The sequence below is a fragment of the Luteibacter sp. HA06 genome, assembly GCF_054061215.1.
Genome location: NZ_JBSSDZ010000001.1, coordinates 3,718,894 through 3,733,907 on the forward strand (window position 1 = coordinate 3,718,894; position 15,014 = coordinate 3,733,907).

14 protein-coding genes and 1 tRNA gene are annotated in these 15,014 nt (G+C 63.9%); 3 read left to right on the forward strand and 12 right to left on the reverse strand.

Annotation, left to right across the window (positions count from 1 at the left end; translation table 11 throughout):
• Positions 1-107: 107 nt before the first annotated feature.
• Positions 108-1,490: an FAD-binding oxidoreductase gene (locus ACVWWJ_RS17110; RefSeq protein WP_456968835.1), complete on the reverse strand. Its 1,383-nt coding sequence runs from the start codon at positions 1,488-1,490 to the stop codon at positions 108-110.
• A gap of 123 nt (positions 1,491-1,613) precedes the next feature.
• On the opposite strand from ACVWWJ_RS17110, the gene serA reads away from it, so the two are divergent.
• Positions 1,614-2,849: a phosphoglycerate dehydrogenase gene (serA, locus tag ACVWWJ_RS17115; protein ID WP_159893443.1), complete on the forward strand. Its 1,236-nt coding sequence runs from the start codon at positions 1,614-1,616 to the stop codon at positions 2,847-2,849.
• On the opposite strand, the gene ACVWWJ_RS17120 is transcribed toward serA, so the two are convergent.
• The 3 genes from ACVWWJ_RS17120 to ACVWWJ_RS17130 form a co-directional block, all read right to left on the reverse strand.
• Entirely contained in the window at positions 2,843-3,256 is a 414-nt protein-coding gene (locus ACVWWJ_RS17120) for a VOC family protein (RefSeq protein ID WP_456968836.1), read from the reverse strand. The two genes, serA and ACVWWJ_RS17120, sit on opposite strands and share 7 nt — an antisense overlap.
• Positions 3,253-3,768: a helix-turn-helix domain-containing protein gene (locus ACVWWJ_RS17125; protein ID WP_456968837.1), complete on the reverse strand. Its 516-nt coding sequence runs from the start codon at positions 3,766-3,768 to the stop codon at positions 3,253-3,255. Before ACVWWJ_RS17125 ends, ACVWWJ_RS17120 begins: the two co-directional genes overlap by 4 nt.
• An 87-nt stretch (positions 3,769-3,855) precedes the next feature.
• Positions 3,856-4,803, reverse strand: coding sequence for a sensor domain-containing diguanylate cyclase (locus tag ACVWWJ_RS17130; protein WP_159893437.1), 948 nt, complete (start codon positions 4,801-4,803; stop codon positions 3,856-3,858).
• Between the two features lie 357 nt (positions 4,804-5,160).
• On the opposite strand from ACVWWJ_RS17130, the gene ACVWWJ_RS17135 reads away from it, so the two are divergent.
• Together ACVWWJ_RS17135 and ACVWWJ_RS17140 are read left to right on the forward strand one after the other, a co-directional pair.
• Complete coding sequence (locus ACVWWJ_RS17135; protein ID WP_159893435.1) at positions 5,161-8,229, forward strand: TonB-dependent receptor; 3,069 nt, start codon at positions 5,161-5,163, stop codon at positions 8,227-8,229.
• A 200-nt stretch (positions 8,230-8,429) separates the two neighbouring features.
• Positions 8,430-9,092: a hypothetical protein gene (locus ACVWWJ_RS17140; RefSeq protein WP_456968838.1), complete on the forward strand. Its 663-nt coding sequence runs from the start codon at positions 8,430-8,432 to the stop codon at positions 9,090-9,092.
• Between the two features lie 160 nt (positions 9,093-9,252).
• Here the strand turns inward: ACVWWJ_RS17140 and ACVWWJ_RS17145 are convergent.
• The 8 genes from ACVWWJ_RS17145 to infC form a co-directional block, all read right to left on the reverse strand.
• Positions 9,253-9,329 (reverse strand) — tRNA-Pro (locus ACVWWJ_RS17145).
• A gap of 46 nt (positions 9,330-9,375) precedes the next feature.
• Positions 9,376-9,732, reverse strand: a complete 357-nt coding sequence (locus ACVWWJ_RS17150) for a MerR family transcriptional regulator (RefSeq protein WP_036114913.1) — start codon at positions 9,730-9,732, stop codon at positions 9,376-9,378.
• Complete coding sequence (ihfA, locus tag ACVWWJ_RS17155) at positions 9,713-10,012, reverse strand: integration host factor subunit alpha (protein ID WP_036114917.1); 300 nt, start codon at positions 10,010-10,012, stop codon at positions 9,713-9,715. Before ihfA ends, ACVWWJ_RS17150 begins: the two co-directional genes overlap by 20 nt.
• A 1-nt stretch (position 10,013) precedes the next feature.
• Positions 10,014-12,395, reverse strand: a complete 2,382-nt coding sequence (gene pheT, locus ACVWWJ_RS17160; protein ID WP_456968839.1) for a phenylalanine--tRNA ligase subunit beta — start codon at positions 12,393-12,395, stop codon at positions 10,014-10,016.
• A 33-nt stretch (positions 12,396-12,428) separates the two neighbouring features.
• On the reverse strand, positions 12,429-13,421 hold the full coding sequence (gene pheS / locus ACVWWJ_RS17165; RefSeq protein ID WP_456968840.1) for a phenylalanine--tRNA ligase subunit alpha: 993 nt from the start codon (positions 13,419-13,421) through the stop codon (positions 12,429-12,431).
• A gap of 99 nt (positions 13,422-13,520) precedes the next feature.
• Complete coding sequence (gene rplT / locus ACVWWJ_RS17170; RefSeq protein ID WP_159894944.1) at positions 13,521-13,880, reverse strand: 50S ribosomal protein L20; 360 nt, start codon at positions 13,878-13,880, stop codon at positions 13,521-13,523.
• 14 nt (positions 13,881-13,894) lie between these two features.
• On the reverse strand, positions 13,895-14,092 hold the full coding sequence (gene rpmI / locus ACVWWJ_RS17175) for a 50S ribosomal protein L35 (RefSeq protein WP_046966439.1): 198 nt from the start codon (positions 14,090-14,092) through the stop codon (positions 13,895-13,897).
• A 358-nt stretch (positions 14,093-14,450) separates the two neighbouring features.
• Positions 14,451-14,978 carry a translation initiation factor IF-3 gene (gene infC / locus ACVWWJ_RS17180; RefSeq protein WP_456969731.1) on the reverse strand — a complete coding sequence of 176 codons (528 nt, stop codon included), beginning with the start codon at positions 14,976-14,978 and terminating at the stop codon, positions 14,451-14,453.
• Positions 14,979-15,014 lie beyond the last annotated feature (36 nt).

Consider the following 15,014-nt stretch of genomic DNA (forward strand, 5'->3'; position numbering starts at 1 on the left):
CGGGTCTTTGATGTCGGGGAGATGACAAGGCTAATGGGGAGCCCCGCCGGACGCCACACCCTGAGAGCCAGGACCCTGTAGGAGCCGATGAATCGGCTCCTACGACGTCATAAAAGCTTGCCGGGATTCATGATGTTGTTCGGGTCCCAGACGGCCTTGATGCCACGCATCAGGGCGATTTCCGCTTCGCTGCGCACGCTGCCCAGCCAGGGCTTCTTCACCAGACCGATGCCGTGTTCGGCGGAGATGCTGCCGCCGTGGCGATGCAGGGTGTCGACCAGTAGCGAGGTCACGTGCTCGCATTGCTCGACGAACACGGTGTTGTCCAGATCGGCAGGTTTCAGCACATTGATATGAAGATTGCCGTCGCCGATGTGGCCGAACCAGACCACGTCGAAGTGCGGGTACTCCGCCGAGAGCAGGGCCTGCATCTCGGCCATGAACGCGGGCACGGCAGAAATCCGCACGGAAACATCATTTTTATAGGGTTTATGCGGAGCAAGACTCTCCGTGATGCCTTCGCGCAAACGCCAGAGCGACGCTGCCTGGGCTTCGCTCGAACTGATCGCCCCGTCCACCACCCAACCTTCATTGAGGCAGCTCTCGAAAAACGAGAGCGCCGCCGCTTCGGCCTTGTCGTCCGGCGCATCGAACTCGGTAACGACATAGAACGGATGCGTTTCACCGAAGGGGCGCTGGGCGCCGTGGGCCAGCACATGATGCAGGGCGCGATCGGTGAAGAACTCGAAGGCACCCAGTGTCAGCCGATGTCGCGCCTCGGCAAACACCTTCATCAAGGCATCCATCGCCGGCACGGCAAGCAACATGACCTGGGACGGCGGCGGAGGCGACGTCAGGCTCAGCGTGGCCTCGACCACGATACCGAGAGTGCCTTCGGAGCCGATCACGAGATGCCGCAGGTCGTAGCCGGAAGCGTTCTTGACCAGCCCGCGGTTGAGATCCAGCAGCTCGCCGGTGCCCGTGACCACCTTGAGCCCCGCGATCCACTGACGCGTATTGCCATAGCGGATGACGCGGATGCCACCGGCGTTGGTCGCGATATTGCCGCCGATCTGGCAGGAGCCACGCGCGGCGAAGTCCACCGGGTAAAGCAGGCCGTGCTCCCGCGCTGCGTTGTGCACCGCCTCCAGGGCGATGCCCGGCTGCACGGTCAGGGTGCGGTCGATCGGGTCGAAGGCGAGCACGCGGTTCATCCGGTCCAGGCTGACCACGATCTCGCCGTGCGCCGCGACGGCGCCCCCGGAAAGGCCAGTCCGGCCGCCCGACGGCACCACGCCCACACCGGCGTCGTTAGCCCAGCGGACGAGGCCCTGTACCTCCTCGACCGTCGCGGGAAAGGCGATCGCCAGGGGCGCGGGTGTCCAGCGCCGGGTCCAGTCGCGCCCGTGATGTTCGAGGTCGCCGGGTTCGGTGGACAGCTTCAGCCCAGGCAGCAGGCGGGCAAGGTCGGACAGGCGCGGGTCGGTCATGGGGGTCTCGCTCGGGTGTCGAAGGCAGGTTGCCAGCGCGGCGGCCATGCGTCCACTGCGCTGCAACATGAACGCCCTACTCTGGCATAGTGAGCGTCTCGCCTACGGATCTGAAGCCCGGCCATGAAGCGCACGTCGTACCCGAAAGAAGACATCAAGGTCCTGCTGCTCGAAGGCGTCAGCCGCAGCGCGCTGGACACCTTCCGCCAGGCCGGTTACTCGCAGATCGAGTTCCATGAGAAGTCGCTCTCCGAGGACGACCTCAAGGAGCGCATCGCCGACGCGCACATCGTGGGCATTCGCTCCCGCACCCACCTCACGGCCGAGGTCCTTGCCGAAGCGCGCCGCCTCATCGCGGTCGGCTGCTTCTGCATCGGCACCAACCAGGTGGACACCGCCGAAGCCGAGCGCCTCGGCGTGCCGGTGTTCAACGCGCCCTACTCCAACACGCGCAGCGTGGCCGAGCTGGTCATCGCCGAGACGATCATGCTGGTCCGCCGCATTCCGGAGAAGAACGCCGAATGCCATCGCGGCGGCTGGTCGAAGTCGGCCGCCGGCAGCTTCGAGGTCCGCGACAAAGTGCTCGGCATCGTCGGCTATGGTCACATCGGTACCCAGGTCGGCGTCCTCGCCGAGTCGCTGGGCATGCGGGTGATCTTCCACGACGTGGAAGCCAAGCTTTCGCTGGGCAACGCGCGCCCCGCCGCCAGCCTTGAAGACCTGCTCGAGCGGGCCGACGTCGTTACCCTGCACGTGCCGGAAACGGCACAGACGAAGAACATGATCGGCGCAGCGGAAATCGCCCGCATGCGCCCCGGCTCGATGCTGGTCAACGCCTCGCGCGGCACCGTCGTCGACATCGATGCGTTGGCGGCAGCGCTACGCTCGAAGCACCTTGCCGGCGCGGCCATCGACGTTTTCCCGGTCGAGCCCAAGGGCAACACCGATCCCTTCGTCTCGCCGCTGGTCGGCATGGACAACGTCATCCTCACCCCGCATGTCGGCGGCAGCACCGCCGAGGCGCAGGAGAACATCGGGATCGAGGTCGCGTCCAAGCTGGTCCGGTACAGCGACAACGGCAGCACGCTTTCCGCGGTGAATTTCCCGGAAGTCTCCCTGCCCGGTCACCCGACCAGCCGCCGCCTGCTGCACATCCACCAGAACATTCCCGGCGTGCTGTCCCGTGTCAACGAGGTGTTCTCCCGGGCTGCCGTCAACATCGACGGCCAGTACCTGCAGACCTCCGGCCAGGTGGGCTACGTGGTGATCGACGTGACCACGACCGAGGAGCACGCCGCCTCGTTGCGCAATGAACTCGCGGCGATCAACGGCACACTGAAGGCGCGCGCCCTTTACTGAGGGCGCCGCGACTCGATCATCTTCCAGCCGTTGCCCGAGGGGTCACGGAAGTTGGCATCCACGGCACCGTACCGCTCTTCCGGTGCCTGGGTGAATTCCACGCCGCGAGCACGCATGCGCTCGTAGGCGCCACGGCAATCGTCCACATTGAGCACCAGTGGCGGCATGGCACCCTTCGCCACCATTTCGCTCATGGTCTGCGCCGTGGCGTCGTCCAGCACCGGCGCCTGCGGCCTGAACAGCCCCAGTTGTAGCGATGGCTGCTCCGGATGCTGCACCGTCAGCCAGCGAAAATCGCCGTTCTGCGCGTCGGTATGGACGTGAAAGCCCAGCTTTCCGACGTAGAAATCGAGTGCTTCGTCCTGGTCGCGCACGTACAGTCCGACGACTCCGATACCCTGGCTCATAAGAACTCCGGTTTGTTGGGAGCCCCTTTTTTACCAGTCCGTTCCCGGCGCCGCTTCTCCGAAACTGCGGTCGTGATGTCCGGCCGGTAAGCGGCGCTCACGAAGCAGTGAGGAACACGCGCAAGGTCATGCCGCCGAGCGTTCTCGAAGGCGCGCCATTCGCTGGGGCTTTTTGCGTTTACATCGCGGAAAACGCGGCCGAACGTACCCAGGCTGTTCCAGCCTGTCTGCAGCGCGATCTCGAGGATGGGTAGTGCCGTGTCGCGTAGCAGGGCCTTCGCCCGCTCGAGCCGGCGGGTGAGCAGGTAACGGTGGGGTGGCAGGCCGAACGCCTGCCTGAAGGACCGCGCGAAGTGGGCCTCGGAAACATGGCTTACCCGTGCCAGCCGCGCGACGGGCCATGGCTCGTGCGAGGCGGCATCCATGCGGTCTTTGGCGCGCAGCAGGCGGCGGAGGAGCTCCGGGTCCTGATTGGGGGCGGCGGCGGAGCCGATTTTTGGGGGCGTTGCCATAGGGCTAGCACCCTATCGCCGATGAATCGGCTCTCACAAGGGGCGGGCCCCGGTCCTGTGGGAGCTGCTTCAGCGGCGATTTCTATCTCACTCGGCGCCTTCGGCGACGACGCGCGCACGGCCGCGCTGCTTGGCCAGGTAAAGGCGGCGATCCGCGACGGCGATCGCTGGCAGGATTTCGTCGCCCTCCTTCGGCACAAGGGTATGCACGCCGGCGCTGAGCGTCAGGCGTTTGCCGGAGCCGAGCCCGGCATGCGGAATCATGGCTTTCTCGACCAGGTCCAGGCATCGCCATGACAGGGCGAGCGCGGTGGCCTCGTCGGTGTTCGGCAGCATCAGCACGAACTCCTCGCCACCAAAGCGGCAGAGCAGGTCGTCCGGATGCCGCACGATGTTCGACAGGGCCGTGGCGACGCGCTTTAGGCACTCGTCGCCTTCAAGGTGACCGTAGTGATCGTTGTACTGCTTGAAGAAGTCGATATCGAGAACGACCAACGACAGTGGCTGGCGGCTCTGCCGCGCATCGCGCCAGGCCAGCTCCATCACCATGTCGAATCGACGACGGTTGGCGACGCCCGTGAGGCCGTCCTTGAACGACAGTTCCTCGAGCTCACGCTGCATGTCGAGCAGTTTTTCTTCGGTGCGCTTGCGCTCTGAGATGTCGAACATGAAGCCGATCAGCGCGTTCGGCGAGCCATCGGGATTGCGCACGACATGCACCACATCGCGAATCCAGACGTATTCGCCGGTCTTGGTCAGCGCGCGATAGTCGGCCTCGTGGTCGACGCCCGCCTGCGACTGCGCCACGCAGAAATCGAAAACCCAGGCGCGGTCTTCCGGATGCATGCGGTCGGCCCAGTCCTGCACGGTTGCCCAGGATTGCGGCGCCCATCCCAGCAGCGCTTCGATCTGCGGCCCGATGTAGGCGAAGCGCAGCGTCGCCCATTCGATTTTCCAGGGAATGGCCCGCGTGGATTCGAGCAGGGTTTTATAAACCCCGATGTCTTCCTCGAGAACGATGTCTTCGATGCTCATGCCTACCCTTATCCCCCGACGGCTTCGCCAGTGTAGCGGCGGCATCGCCCAAAGATTAAGGACGGGTGTTGCTGACGCAATCGTCTAATCTTACGAAAATTCGTAAGATTCTATTGACAAGTGCCGGAAGGGCCCCTTACTTTCGGCATTACCTGGTACCTGAGAAATCGTCATTCAGCGACGCAGGGCCAGGGCGCAAAGGGAACTTGTGGGGGGTAGGTCGTACTGGGAAAACGTTCGCTCGGGGGAGTGAACGTCGAAGTGTGCCCGACGCCCGATCACCCGCGAGAGCCCATTGGAACGAACGACCATTCGTTTTGGTGGCCCACTTTCTGGGCCGATTTCGGGGAGTCACACATGTATCTGCACAGCATCCGTCAACGCGGAGGCTTCCGGCCGACCGCTTTGGCCATCGCGCTCGGCCTTTCCATCGGCGCCATTGCTCCCGTCATGGCCCAGTCCACCACCGGCTCTATCTTCGGCCAGGCACCCGCTGCCGCAGGCGGAACCGTCAGCGTCACCAGCGACACCGGCCTCACCCGCGACGTGCCGGTCGACGCCGACGGGCGCTACCGCGTCGGCAACCTGCCACTGGGCAGCTACACCGTGAGCCTGAAGCGCGATGGCGCTGTTGTCGATTCGCGCAAAGATGTGCAGATAAAGGTCGGCGGAAGCACCGATGTCTCGTTCGCCGGCGCGGCCACTGCAGCCACTGCGGCAGGTGCCCAATCGCTCGATTCAGTCACCGTCACGGCAAACACGCTTCCCGCGATCGACGCGACTGCCGTCGATGCGCGCACGGTCATCACCTCCGAAACCCTTGCGCGACTGCCGCTGGGCCGCAACGCCGAAGCGATCGCCCTGCTGGCGCCTGGCGCCGTACCGGGGTCGAGCAACCTCGGTGCCGGTCGTTATCGCACCGTCTCGTTCGGCGGTTCCGGTGCTTCGGAAAACGCCTACTACGTTAACGGTTATGCGACGACGGACCCGTACCGCAACCTGGGCGGCGTCGGCCTGCCCTACGGCGCGATCGATCAGCAGGAAGTCTATACGGGCGGCTACAGCGCCAAATACGGCCGCTCCGATGGCGGCGTGATCAGCCAGGTCGGCAAAGCCGGCACGAACGACTGGCATTTCGGCGCGCAGGTGCTGTGGGAGCCGAGGTTCGCTGCGTCCACCGCCGGCAGCATCTATTACAAGAACGCCACGCTGCCCGATGGTTATGGCTACGAAGACGAAACCAAACCCGGCACGATTTATCGTAATCGCAAGGACAACACCAAGTGGACGACGACCTACAGCGCGTATGTCGGTGGTCCGCTGATCAAGGACAAGCTGTTCTTCTTCGTCGCCGCTGAAGCGGAGAAGTCGGAAGGTACGTCGACTGCGGCGATCGACGCCAACCCGGTGGCGAACAACCACTACACGTACAACCTGCCGAAGTACTACGCCAAGGTCAACTGGAACATCAACGACTCGAATATCCTCGAGTTGACCGGCATCCATTCCACGGATGAGCAACGCGGCACGTATTACAACTACGACTACGACACGCGTAGCCAGGGCGCGGCCCTCGGCTCCAATGCGGATACGTCCAAGCTCACGTCCAAGTACGCCATTGCGAAGTACACCAGCTACATTACCGATGACGTGACGCTGACCGCGACGTACGGCAAGAGCTGGACCGACGACTACCTGCAGAATCCGACCCCGAACATCGACCAGCAGCCGTACATCGACCGTCCGTTCAACGAAAATCCGGCGCTGATCGGCGACAACCCGCTGACGAACCTGAATACGTCGACCACCTCGCAGGATCCGGGCGCGAACAGCAAGACCCGTGGTCTTCGCCTCGATCTCGAGTGGCAGCTCGGTGACCATCACCTGGCTGGCGGTATCGACAACATGCATTACCAGGGTCACAACGTCGGCACATCCACCAGCGGACCGGGTTACTACTGGCGCTACGGCCGGGCCTCGGATCCCACGGCACCCATCAGTACCGCGCTGGAAGTCGGCCCGCCGGGTGGCGACGGCTATTACGTCCAGAGGCGCATTTTCTCATCGGTAACGAGTATGTCCCTGGACCAGCGCGCCCAGTACCTTGAAGACAGGTGGCAGGTGTCCGATCGGGTGCTGCTCAGCATCGGCGTGCGCAACGACCGCTTCAAGAACCTCAACGACCAGGGCCGCACCTATGTGAACAATGCGGCCCAGTGGGCTCCCCGCCTGGGTGCCGCGTGGGATGTCTTCGGCGACTCGTCGCTGAAGATCTACGGCAACTTTGGCCGTTACTTCCTTGCCCTACCGAACAACGTCGCCGTACGCGGAGCCTCGCCGTCGACGCTAACGCAGGAATACTTCGACTACACCGGCATCGACAGCCTGGGTCGCCCGACCGGCCTGACCCCCATCGGTGCCGGCCCCCGGTCCCCCGATGGCGAATACGGCCAGCCCGTCGATCCGGAAGCCGTGGCGGCGCGCGACCTGCGCTCTCAGTACCAGGATGAAGGCATCGTCGGCTTCGACAAGATGCTGGGCAGCGACTGGGTGACCGGCGCGAAGATCACGGTACGCAAGCTGCGCACCGCCATCGACGATGTCTGCGACACCGGCAAGATCGCCGATAAGCTGGACGCCGAAGGCATCGATCCGGACACGGTGTCGATCCCGGGCTGCGTGATCTTCAATCCCGGCTTCACCAACACCTTCAGCCTCGCTAATGCCGACGGCGTAGGCCGTACCGAAGTGAAGATGAGCGAAGCCGACTGGGGCTTCAACCAGAAAGCGATCCGTCGTTACTACGCACTCGACCTGTACCTGGAGCACCCGTTCAACGGCAAGTGGCAGGGTCGCATCGACTACACCTTCTCGCGCAGCTACGGCAACACCGAAGGCCAGACCAAGTCCGATATCGGCCAGACCGATATCTCGAAGACGCAGGACTGGGATTCGGCGGAGCTGATGCTCAACGCAAACGGCCTGCTGGCGAACGACCGTACGCATCAGATCAAGGCCTACGGCGCCTACCAGCTGACCCCGGAATGGATGCTCTCCGGCAACCTGCGTCTCGCGTCGGGTGCGCCGAAATCCTGCCTGGGTTATGAAAACGCCAACGAAGATCCGGATCCGATCGGTTATGGCTCGTCGTACCACAACTGCAATGGCCTGCCGTCGCCCCCGGGGCAGAAGCGCAACGCGTGGTATCGCCAGCTCGATCTCGCCGTGACCTACCGCCCGTCTTACTTCGACAACAAGCTGGCGTTCGGGCTGAGCGTGTTCAACGTCTCCAACGAGCGCAAGCCGCTCAATACGTTCTCGACGTATGAGTCCGACACGCCGAAGACCGTGCTCAACAACTACGACGTGGGTCAGTACTACCAGACGCCGCGCTACGCGCGACTGACGGCGACGTACGACTTCTGATCCCGGTGCGTTTCGATTCAACCGACTACTAAGAACAACATCCCAGGGACGGGAACCAACAAGCTAATCCCCAGATCGCCGCCTGCTCCCACAGGCGGCTTTTTTTTGCTTTCGTTTTCTGTGGGAGCCGGTCGTCCCGGGGTCAACCTAACGGCCTGCATCGCGTTGGTCATTCCATACCGGGAATCAGGACACACACGATGCACCGTTTTTCCCCTGCCCTGCGTGGCCTTACGCTCGCCTGCGTCGTTGCCCTCGCCGCGTGCGCCGGTGACCGCATCAGGCTGGCCGCCACGCCCGAGCACCCGCATTCATTCGATGGCCATTGGGTCGTCGACGTATCCCATAGCGAGGATCCAGACGCAGCGCCAGCGGCGGGCGGTGGCGGTCGCGGCATGGGTGGTGGTGGCCACGGTCACGGCGGCGGCATGGGTGGCGGTGGCGGCATGGGCGGTGGCGGCATGGGCGGCGGCGGTCGCCACGGTGGCGGCACGGGCAGTGGTGCAAACGCAGGCGGGGCCAATAGCGCAGCCAATGGCAGCGAGAACGGCGAGATGATGCGCCGCGCTCTCCTTCTTCCCAACACGCTGGATATCGCCCTGCAGCCCGGGAACCTGCTGATCACGCCTGACGGCCATCCGCGGAACGTGCCGATGGTGACCGGCAAGGACACCGCTGACATCACACGGGCGGGCTGGGATGGCGACGACCTCGTGGTGGTCGTTCACATCGATGACAAGCGGGGGGACATCGTGCAGCACTACGAGGTGGCGCCCGACCACTCGCGCCTGGTGGTGACGACCGAGTTCAGGCGGAAGTCGAAGACTGTTTCCGCGGTCCGGGAATTTACCGCTGGCAGCTGATTGCTTTGTGTGGGGGCCGATTTGGTGAATGGGGGTTGCTGCGTCGGCGCTTCGTTGGCTTTTCGCCGCTGAAGCGGCTCCCACATTTCCTTGATTCGCCGCTGAAGCGGCTCCCATAAAAAAAACGGCGCCCCAACAGGGGCGCCGTTTTTTTGAATAATGGTCGGGGTGGCGAGATTCGAACTCGCGACCACTACACCCCCAGCGTAGTGCGCTACCAGGCTGCGCTACACCCCGACGAGCAAACGATTGTAGCAGCAACGCCGTGGCCTGCGGAAGCAGTTCAGCGACGAAGGAGGGTCAGTACTTCTTCCAGTTCGAGACGCACCTGACGGACGATCTGGTGCGACATGCTCGCTTCCATACGAGCCTGCGGGCCTTCCAGGCGGGCGCGGGCGCCCGTGATGGTGAAACCCTCGTCATAAAGCAACGAGCGGATCTGGCGGATCATGAGCACGTCGTGACGCTGGTAGTAGCGGCGGTTGCCGCGACGCTTGACGGGCTTGAGCGCCGGGAATTCCTGCTCCCAGTAGCGAAGGACGTGCGGCTTGACGCCGCAAAGCTCACTGACCTCACCGATGGTGAAGTAGCGCTTCGCCGGGATCGCCGGAAGTTCGGTGTTATTCCCTGGATCCAGCATAACCCTCGACTCTTACCTTGAGTTTCTGACCAGGACGGAAGGTGACAACCCGCCGGGCCGAGATGGGAATTTCCTCACCGGTCTTGGGATTCCGACCGGGCCGCTGATTCTTCTGCCGAAGGTCGAAATTTCCGAAGCCGGACAACTTGACCTGCTCACCTCGCTCGAGCGCCTCGCGCACGACTTCAAAATACGCGTCTACGAATTCCTTGGCCTCACGCTTGTTGAGACCCACGTCGAGGAAAAGCCGCTCGGCCATTTCCGCCTTGGTCAGCGCCATCTTATCCTCGCAGTCTTGCCTTGCATGTCTTCTCCAATGCCCCGACCGCATCTGCCACGCGAGCGTCGGCATCGTCGTCAGTAAGGGTGCGTGAAGCGTCCTGTAAAATCAAGCCCATAGCGAGACTCTTTCGTCCTTCATCGATGCCCTTCCCGGCGTATCGATCGAACAGACGGATCTCCCTGAGGACCTCGCCGAGCGCGCCACGCACGGCCGCCTCGACTGCGGACCAGGACACCTCTTCCGGCAACTCGACGGCGATATCGCGCCGGACAGCCGGGAAACGGGCCACCTTTCCCGCGCTGGGAAGACGACGGGCGAGGATCGACTCCAGTGCAAGTTCCATCACATGGACATCGGGACCCAGATCCAGTGCCTTAGCCAGTGCCGGGTGCAATGCGCCGAGGAAGCCGACCGGCTGGCCATCGCGAAGTACGCGTGCGCCACGACCCGGGTGCAGCCAGGACGGCAGGTCGTCGGTGTCGACCGACCAGCGCTGGGCCTCGCCGGTGTGAGCGACCAGGGCATCGAGATCGCCCTTGAGATCGAAGAAGTCGACCGGACGCGTAGGCTCACCCCACTGTTCCGCACGAGCCGCACCGCTGGCAACGAGGGCAACCCGGCCCACTTCGTCGGGTGCGCCGCCGGTGGCGTGGAAGCTCCGGGCGACCTCGAAGAGGCGCACGCGCTCCTGCTGGCGTGCGCGGTTATGCCGCAGCGCCTCGATCAGGCCCGGCAGCAACGAGGTGCGCATCACGGCAAGATCCGCGGAAAGCGGATTGGCCAGCGGCACCCAGCCCTTGTCGACACCCCAGGTGGTGAGCAGATCGGCATTGACGAAGGACAACGTCACCGCCTCGAAGTAGCCACGTGCGGCGATCTGGTCGCGCAGGGCCATTTCGCTCAGGCGGGCTTCGGGCTCGGACCGCAGGGCGATCTGCCCTGCCGGGATGTGGGTCGGAATACGGTCGTAGCCGTGGATGCGCGCGACCTCTTCGATGAGATCTTCTTCGCGCTCGATGTCGAAGCGACTGCTCGGCGGCGTGACTTCCCAGCCATCGGCGACTTCGTTCAGATGCATGCCGAGGGCAACGAATATCCGGGTGACTTCGCTGCCGGCGACATCGATACCCAGCAGGCGGCGCAGGCGCGCATGACGCAACATGACCGGCGGATGGTCCGGGAGGTAGGCCAGCTTCTCGGCTACCGTGACCGGCCCGGCCTGGCCTCCGGCAATCTGCAGCAGCAGTTCGGTCGCACGCTCCATGGCGCGCAGGGGCAGCGCGGGATCGACGCCGCGCTCGTAGCGATGCGAAGCGTCCGTGTGCATGCCGAGCTTGCGCGCACGCCCCATGATCGCGGCGGGCGCGAAGTGCGCGGCCTCGAGGAACACGTTACGCGTGGTGTCGGTCACGCGCGAGTCGTAGCCACCCATGATGCCGCCAAGAGCGAGCGCACTGGCTTCATCCGCAATGACGACGAAGGAGGGGTCGAGCTTCACGTCGCGACCGTCAAGCAGCTTGACGACTTCGCCCTGCGTGGCGTGACGGACGATGACGGCACCCGTGAGCTTGTCGTTGTCGAACGCGTGCATCGGGTGGCCGAGCTCGAGCATCACGTACTGCGTGATATCGACGATCGCGCTGATCGGGCGGATACCCGCGCGGCGCAGGCGCTCGGCCATCCACAACGGCGACGACAGGCTGGCGTCCACGCCTTCGACAACGCGTCCGACGTAGCGCGGCGCGTCCGCGCCGGCATCCAGCCGGACCTGCCGTGCGGCGCTGGCAGTAACGGGTGCGCTCGCGGCACCGATCGCTTTGACGCGACTACCGAACAGCGCAGCGACGTCGTGCGCCAGGCCATTGAGGCCGAGCACATCCGGACGGTTCGGCGTGATCTTCAGTTCGATGCTGGCGTCCGGCAGGCCGAGGTAATCGGCGAGCGGCGTGCCAACCGGCGCATCCGCAGGCAGTTCGAGCAGGCCCGATGCATCGGCATCGATGTCGAGCTCCTTCGCCGAGCACAGCATGCCGAAGGATTCGACGCCACGCAGCTTCGCCGCCTTGATGTCGACGCCATTCGAAAGCTTCGCACCGACCTTCGCCAACGGCACGCGAATGCCCACGCGCGCATTCGGTGCACCGCAGACGATCTGCAGGAGCTCGCCCTGCCCCGCGTCCACCTTGCAGACCTGCAGGCGGTCGGCTTCGGGATGCTTGACCGCTTCGACGATCTCGGCGACGACCACATGGTCGAGGTGCCCACCCAGCGGGGTGACTCCCTCGACTTCCAGTCCGGCCATCGTCAGGGCGTGAACCAGCGTCGCGCGATCCGCGTCGATGGCAACCAGTTCACGCAACCAGTTTTCGGAGAATTTCATGGGAGCGACTCGTTAACGTGGATTCGACGGCGATCAGGCGAACTGGCGCAGGAAGCGCAGGTCGTTTTCGAAGAAGGCGCGCAGGTCGCCTACGCCGTAACGCAGCATGGCGAAGCGCTCCACGCCCAGGCCGAAGGCGAAGCCCGTGTAGCGTTCCGGATCGATGCCGCAGTTCTTCAGCACGGTCGGATGGACCATGCCGCAGCCGAGTACTTCGAGCCAGCGCTCGGTACCATCTTCGGCATCCCAGCGAATGTCGACTTCAGCCGAGGGCTCGGTGAACGGGAAATAGCTCGGGCGGAAGCGCATCTCGAAGTCGCGCTCGAAGAACGCGCGGATGAACTCCGCCAGCGTGCCCTTCAGGTCGGCGAAACTCGATGTCTCGTCGACCAGCAGGCCTTCGATCTGGTGGAACATCGGCGAATGCGTCTGGTCCGAGTCGCTGCGATAGACCTTGCCCGGCGCGATGATACGGATCGGCGGCTGGCGGCCCTGCATCGAACGGATCTGCACCGGCGAGGTATGGGTACGCAGCAGGCGCCCGTCACCGAAATAGAAGGTGTCGTGCATAGCGCGCGCCGGATGATGCGGCGGGAAGTTGAGCGCCTCGAAGTTGTGCCAGTCGTCCTCGATCTCGGGACCGTCGGCGCGCTGGTAGCCGAGGCGGCCGAAGATATCGGCGATGCGCTCGAGGGCGCGTGTAATCGGGTGGATACCACCGTATTCGCCGTCGCGCCCCGGAAGGGTCACGTCGATGCGTTCGGAGGCGAGGCGGCGATCCAGTTCAGCCTGCTCCAGGGAGGCCTTTCGCGCCGCGATCGCGTCGGTCAGGCGTTCCTTGACGCGATTGACCTCCGCGCCGCGCGCCTTGCGCTCGTCGCCGGAAAGCTGGCCCAGCGCCTTGAGCGCTGCAGTCACCGCACCATTCTTGCCCAGCAGCCCGACGCGAACGGCGTCGAGTGCCTCGAGCGAGGTTGCAGCTTCGATGTCGCGCAGGGACGCGTCGATATGCTCGATCGATTCCATCGGATTTCCTGACGTGGAAAAAAAATGGGGAGAAGGCCAGGCCTTCTCCCCACGTTATCCATCATCGCGCGGTATCGCTACCGCGCGTGGTAAAGCGGATTACGCAGCCAGTTGGGCCTTGGCCTTCTCTGCAATCACGCCAAATGCCTTGATGTCGCGCACGGCGAGGTCAGCGAGGACCTTGCGGTCGATCGCGATCTCGGCCTTGGCCAGGCCATTGATCAGGCGGCTGTACGACAGGCCGTACTGACGAGCGGCAGCATTGATACGGACGATCCACAGGGCGCGGAACTGGCGCTTGCGCTGCTTACGACCGATGTAGGCGTACTGGCCAGCCTTGATGACGGCCTGGTTGGCTACGCGGAAGACCTTGCGACGGGCGTTGTAATAACCCTTTGCACGGCCGAGAACTTTCTTATGACGACGACGGGCGGTAACGCCACGCTTAACACGAGCCATGGTTCAACCCTCCCTTAAAGGTACGGCAGCATGCGAGCCACACTCTTGGTGTCGCAGGCTTTCACGTGATTGGGAGCGCGCAGGCCGCGCTTACGCTTGGTCGACTTCTTCGTCAGGATGTGCGACTTGAAGGCGTGACCAGCCTTGAACTTGCCCGACGCGGTCTTGCGAAAACGCTTCGCTGCCGCCCGGTTGGTCTTGATCTTGGGCATCGGAATGCTCCGTATTCGGGTTGCTGACTGTTCCGGCGGCGAGCCCAGGGGCATCGCACTTTCCTTCCTGCCGGGTACGGTAGTTCGGCCCATCCATACGGGCCGAGCCGGCGATGATACCGAATCGTGAAGGCCTGCGCCAGTAGGGCCAGGGGCCTGAGGGCTCTTTGTGGGAGCCGACTCATCGGCGAACGGGACTTGCGGAAAACTGGCCCGCTGCGCGGGATCGCCGCTGAAGCGGCTCCCACAAGGGGTAAAGCATCGCCGCTGAAGCGGCTCCCACAAGGGGCAAAAACATCGCCGCTGAAGCGGCTCCCACAGAAGCGGCTCCCACAAGGGGCGCCGCTTCCGGGGTGGTTCAGATCTTCTTCTTGGGGCCGATCATCATGACCATCTGGCGACCTTCGAGACGGGGGAAGGACTCCACCACGCCGTCTTCGCCAATATCGGTCTGGACCCGGCGGGCCAGATTCTGGCCGAGGTCCTGATGGGACATTTCGCGGCCGCGGAAGCGGATGGTGACCTTGACCTTGTCGCCTTCCTCAAGGAACTCGCGCATCTTGCGGAGCTTGATGAGGTAATCGCCTTCGTCGGTGACGGGGCGGAACTTCACTTCCTTGATTTCGACCTGCTTCTGCTTCTTCTTGGCAGCCGAGGCCTTCTTCTGGGCTTCGAACTTGAACTTGCCGTAATCCATGATCTTGCAGACCGGCGGATCGCCGTTCGGCTGGATTTCGACGAGGTCCATGCCCAGGTCTTCAGCGGCCTTGATGGCGTCTTCGGTCCGCATGATTCCGAGCTGCTCGCCTTCCGCGCCAAGCACGCGGACCTGCGGGACACGGATGTCTCTGTTCTTGCGATTACCCTTGTTATCGGTCGTAGCGATACCGCTATCCTCCAGAAGATTGAACCACGTGCCGGA

Coding starts and splice junctions, on each gene's coding strand:
- rpmI (WP_046966439.1), bottom strand. CDS start 14,092: ATGCCCAAGATCAAGACCAACCGGGCGGCAGCGAAGCGTTTTCGCAAG.
- ACVWWJ_RS17110 (WP_456968835.1), bottom strand. CDS start 1,490: ATGACCGACCCGCGCCTGTCCGACCTTGCCCGCCTGCTGCCTGGGCTG.
- pheT (WP_456968839.1), bottom strand. CDS start 12,395: ATGAAATTCTCCGAAAACTGGTTGCGTGAACTGGTTGCCATCGACGCG.
- serA (WP_159893443.1), top strand. CDS start 1,614: ATGAAGCGCACGTCGTACCCGAAAGAAGACATCAAGGTCCTGCTGCTC.
- ACVWWJ_RS17130 (WP_159893437.1), bottom strand. CDS start 4,803: ATGAGCATCGAAGACATCGTTCTCGAGGAAGACATCGGGGTTTATAAA.
- ACVWWJ_RS17150 (WP_036114913.1), bottom strand. CDS start 9,732: ATGCTGGATCCAGGGAATAACACCGAACTTCCGGCGATCCCGGCGAAG.
- ihfA (WP_036114917.1), bottom strand. CDS start 10,012: ATGGCGCTGACCAAGGCGGAAATGGCCGAGCGGCTTTTCCTCGACGTG.
- ACVWWJ_RS17120 (WP_456968836.1), bottom strand. CDS start 3,256: ATGAGCCAGGGTATCGGAGTCGTCGGACTGTACGTGCGCGACCAGGAC.
- ACVWWJ_RS17135 (WP_159893435.1), top strand. CDS start 5,161: ATGTATCTGCACAGCATCCGTCAACGCGGAGGCTTCCGGCCGACCGCT.
- pheS (WP_456968840.1), bottom strand. CDS start 13,421: ATGGAATCGATCGAGCATATCGACGCGTCCCTGCGCGACATCGAAGCT.
- rplT (WP_159894944.1), bottom strand. CDS start 13,880: ATGGCTCGTGTTAAGCGTGGCGTTACCGCCCGTCGTCGTCATAAGAAA.
- ACVWWJ_RS17140 (WP_456968838.1), top strand. CDS start 8,430: ATGCACCGTTTTTCCCCTGCCCTGCGTGGCCTTACGCTCGCCTGCGTC.
- ACVWWJ_RS17125 (WP_456968837.1), bottom strand. CDS start 3,768: ATGGCAACGCCCCCAAAAATCGGCTCCGCCGCCGCCCCCAATCAGGAC.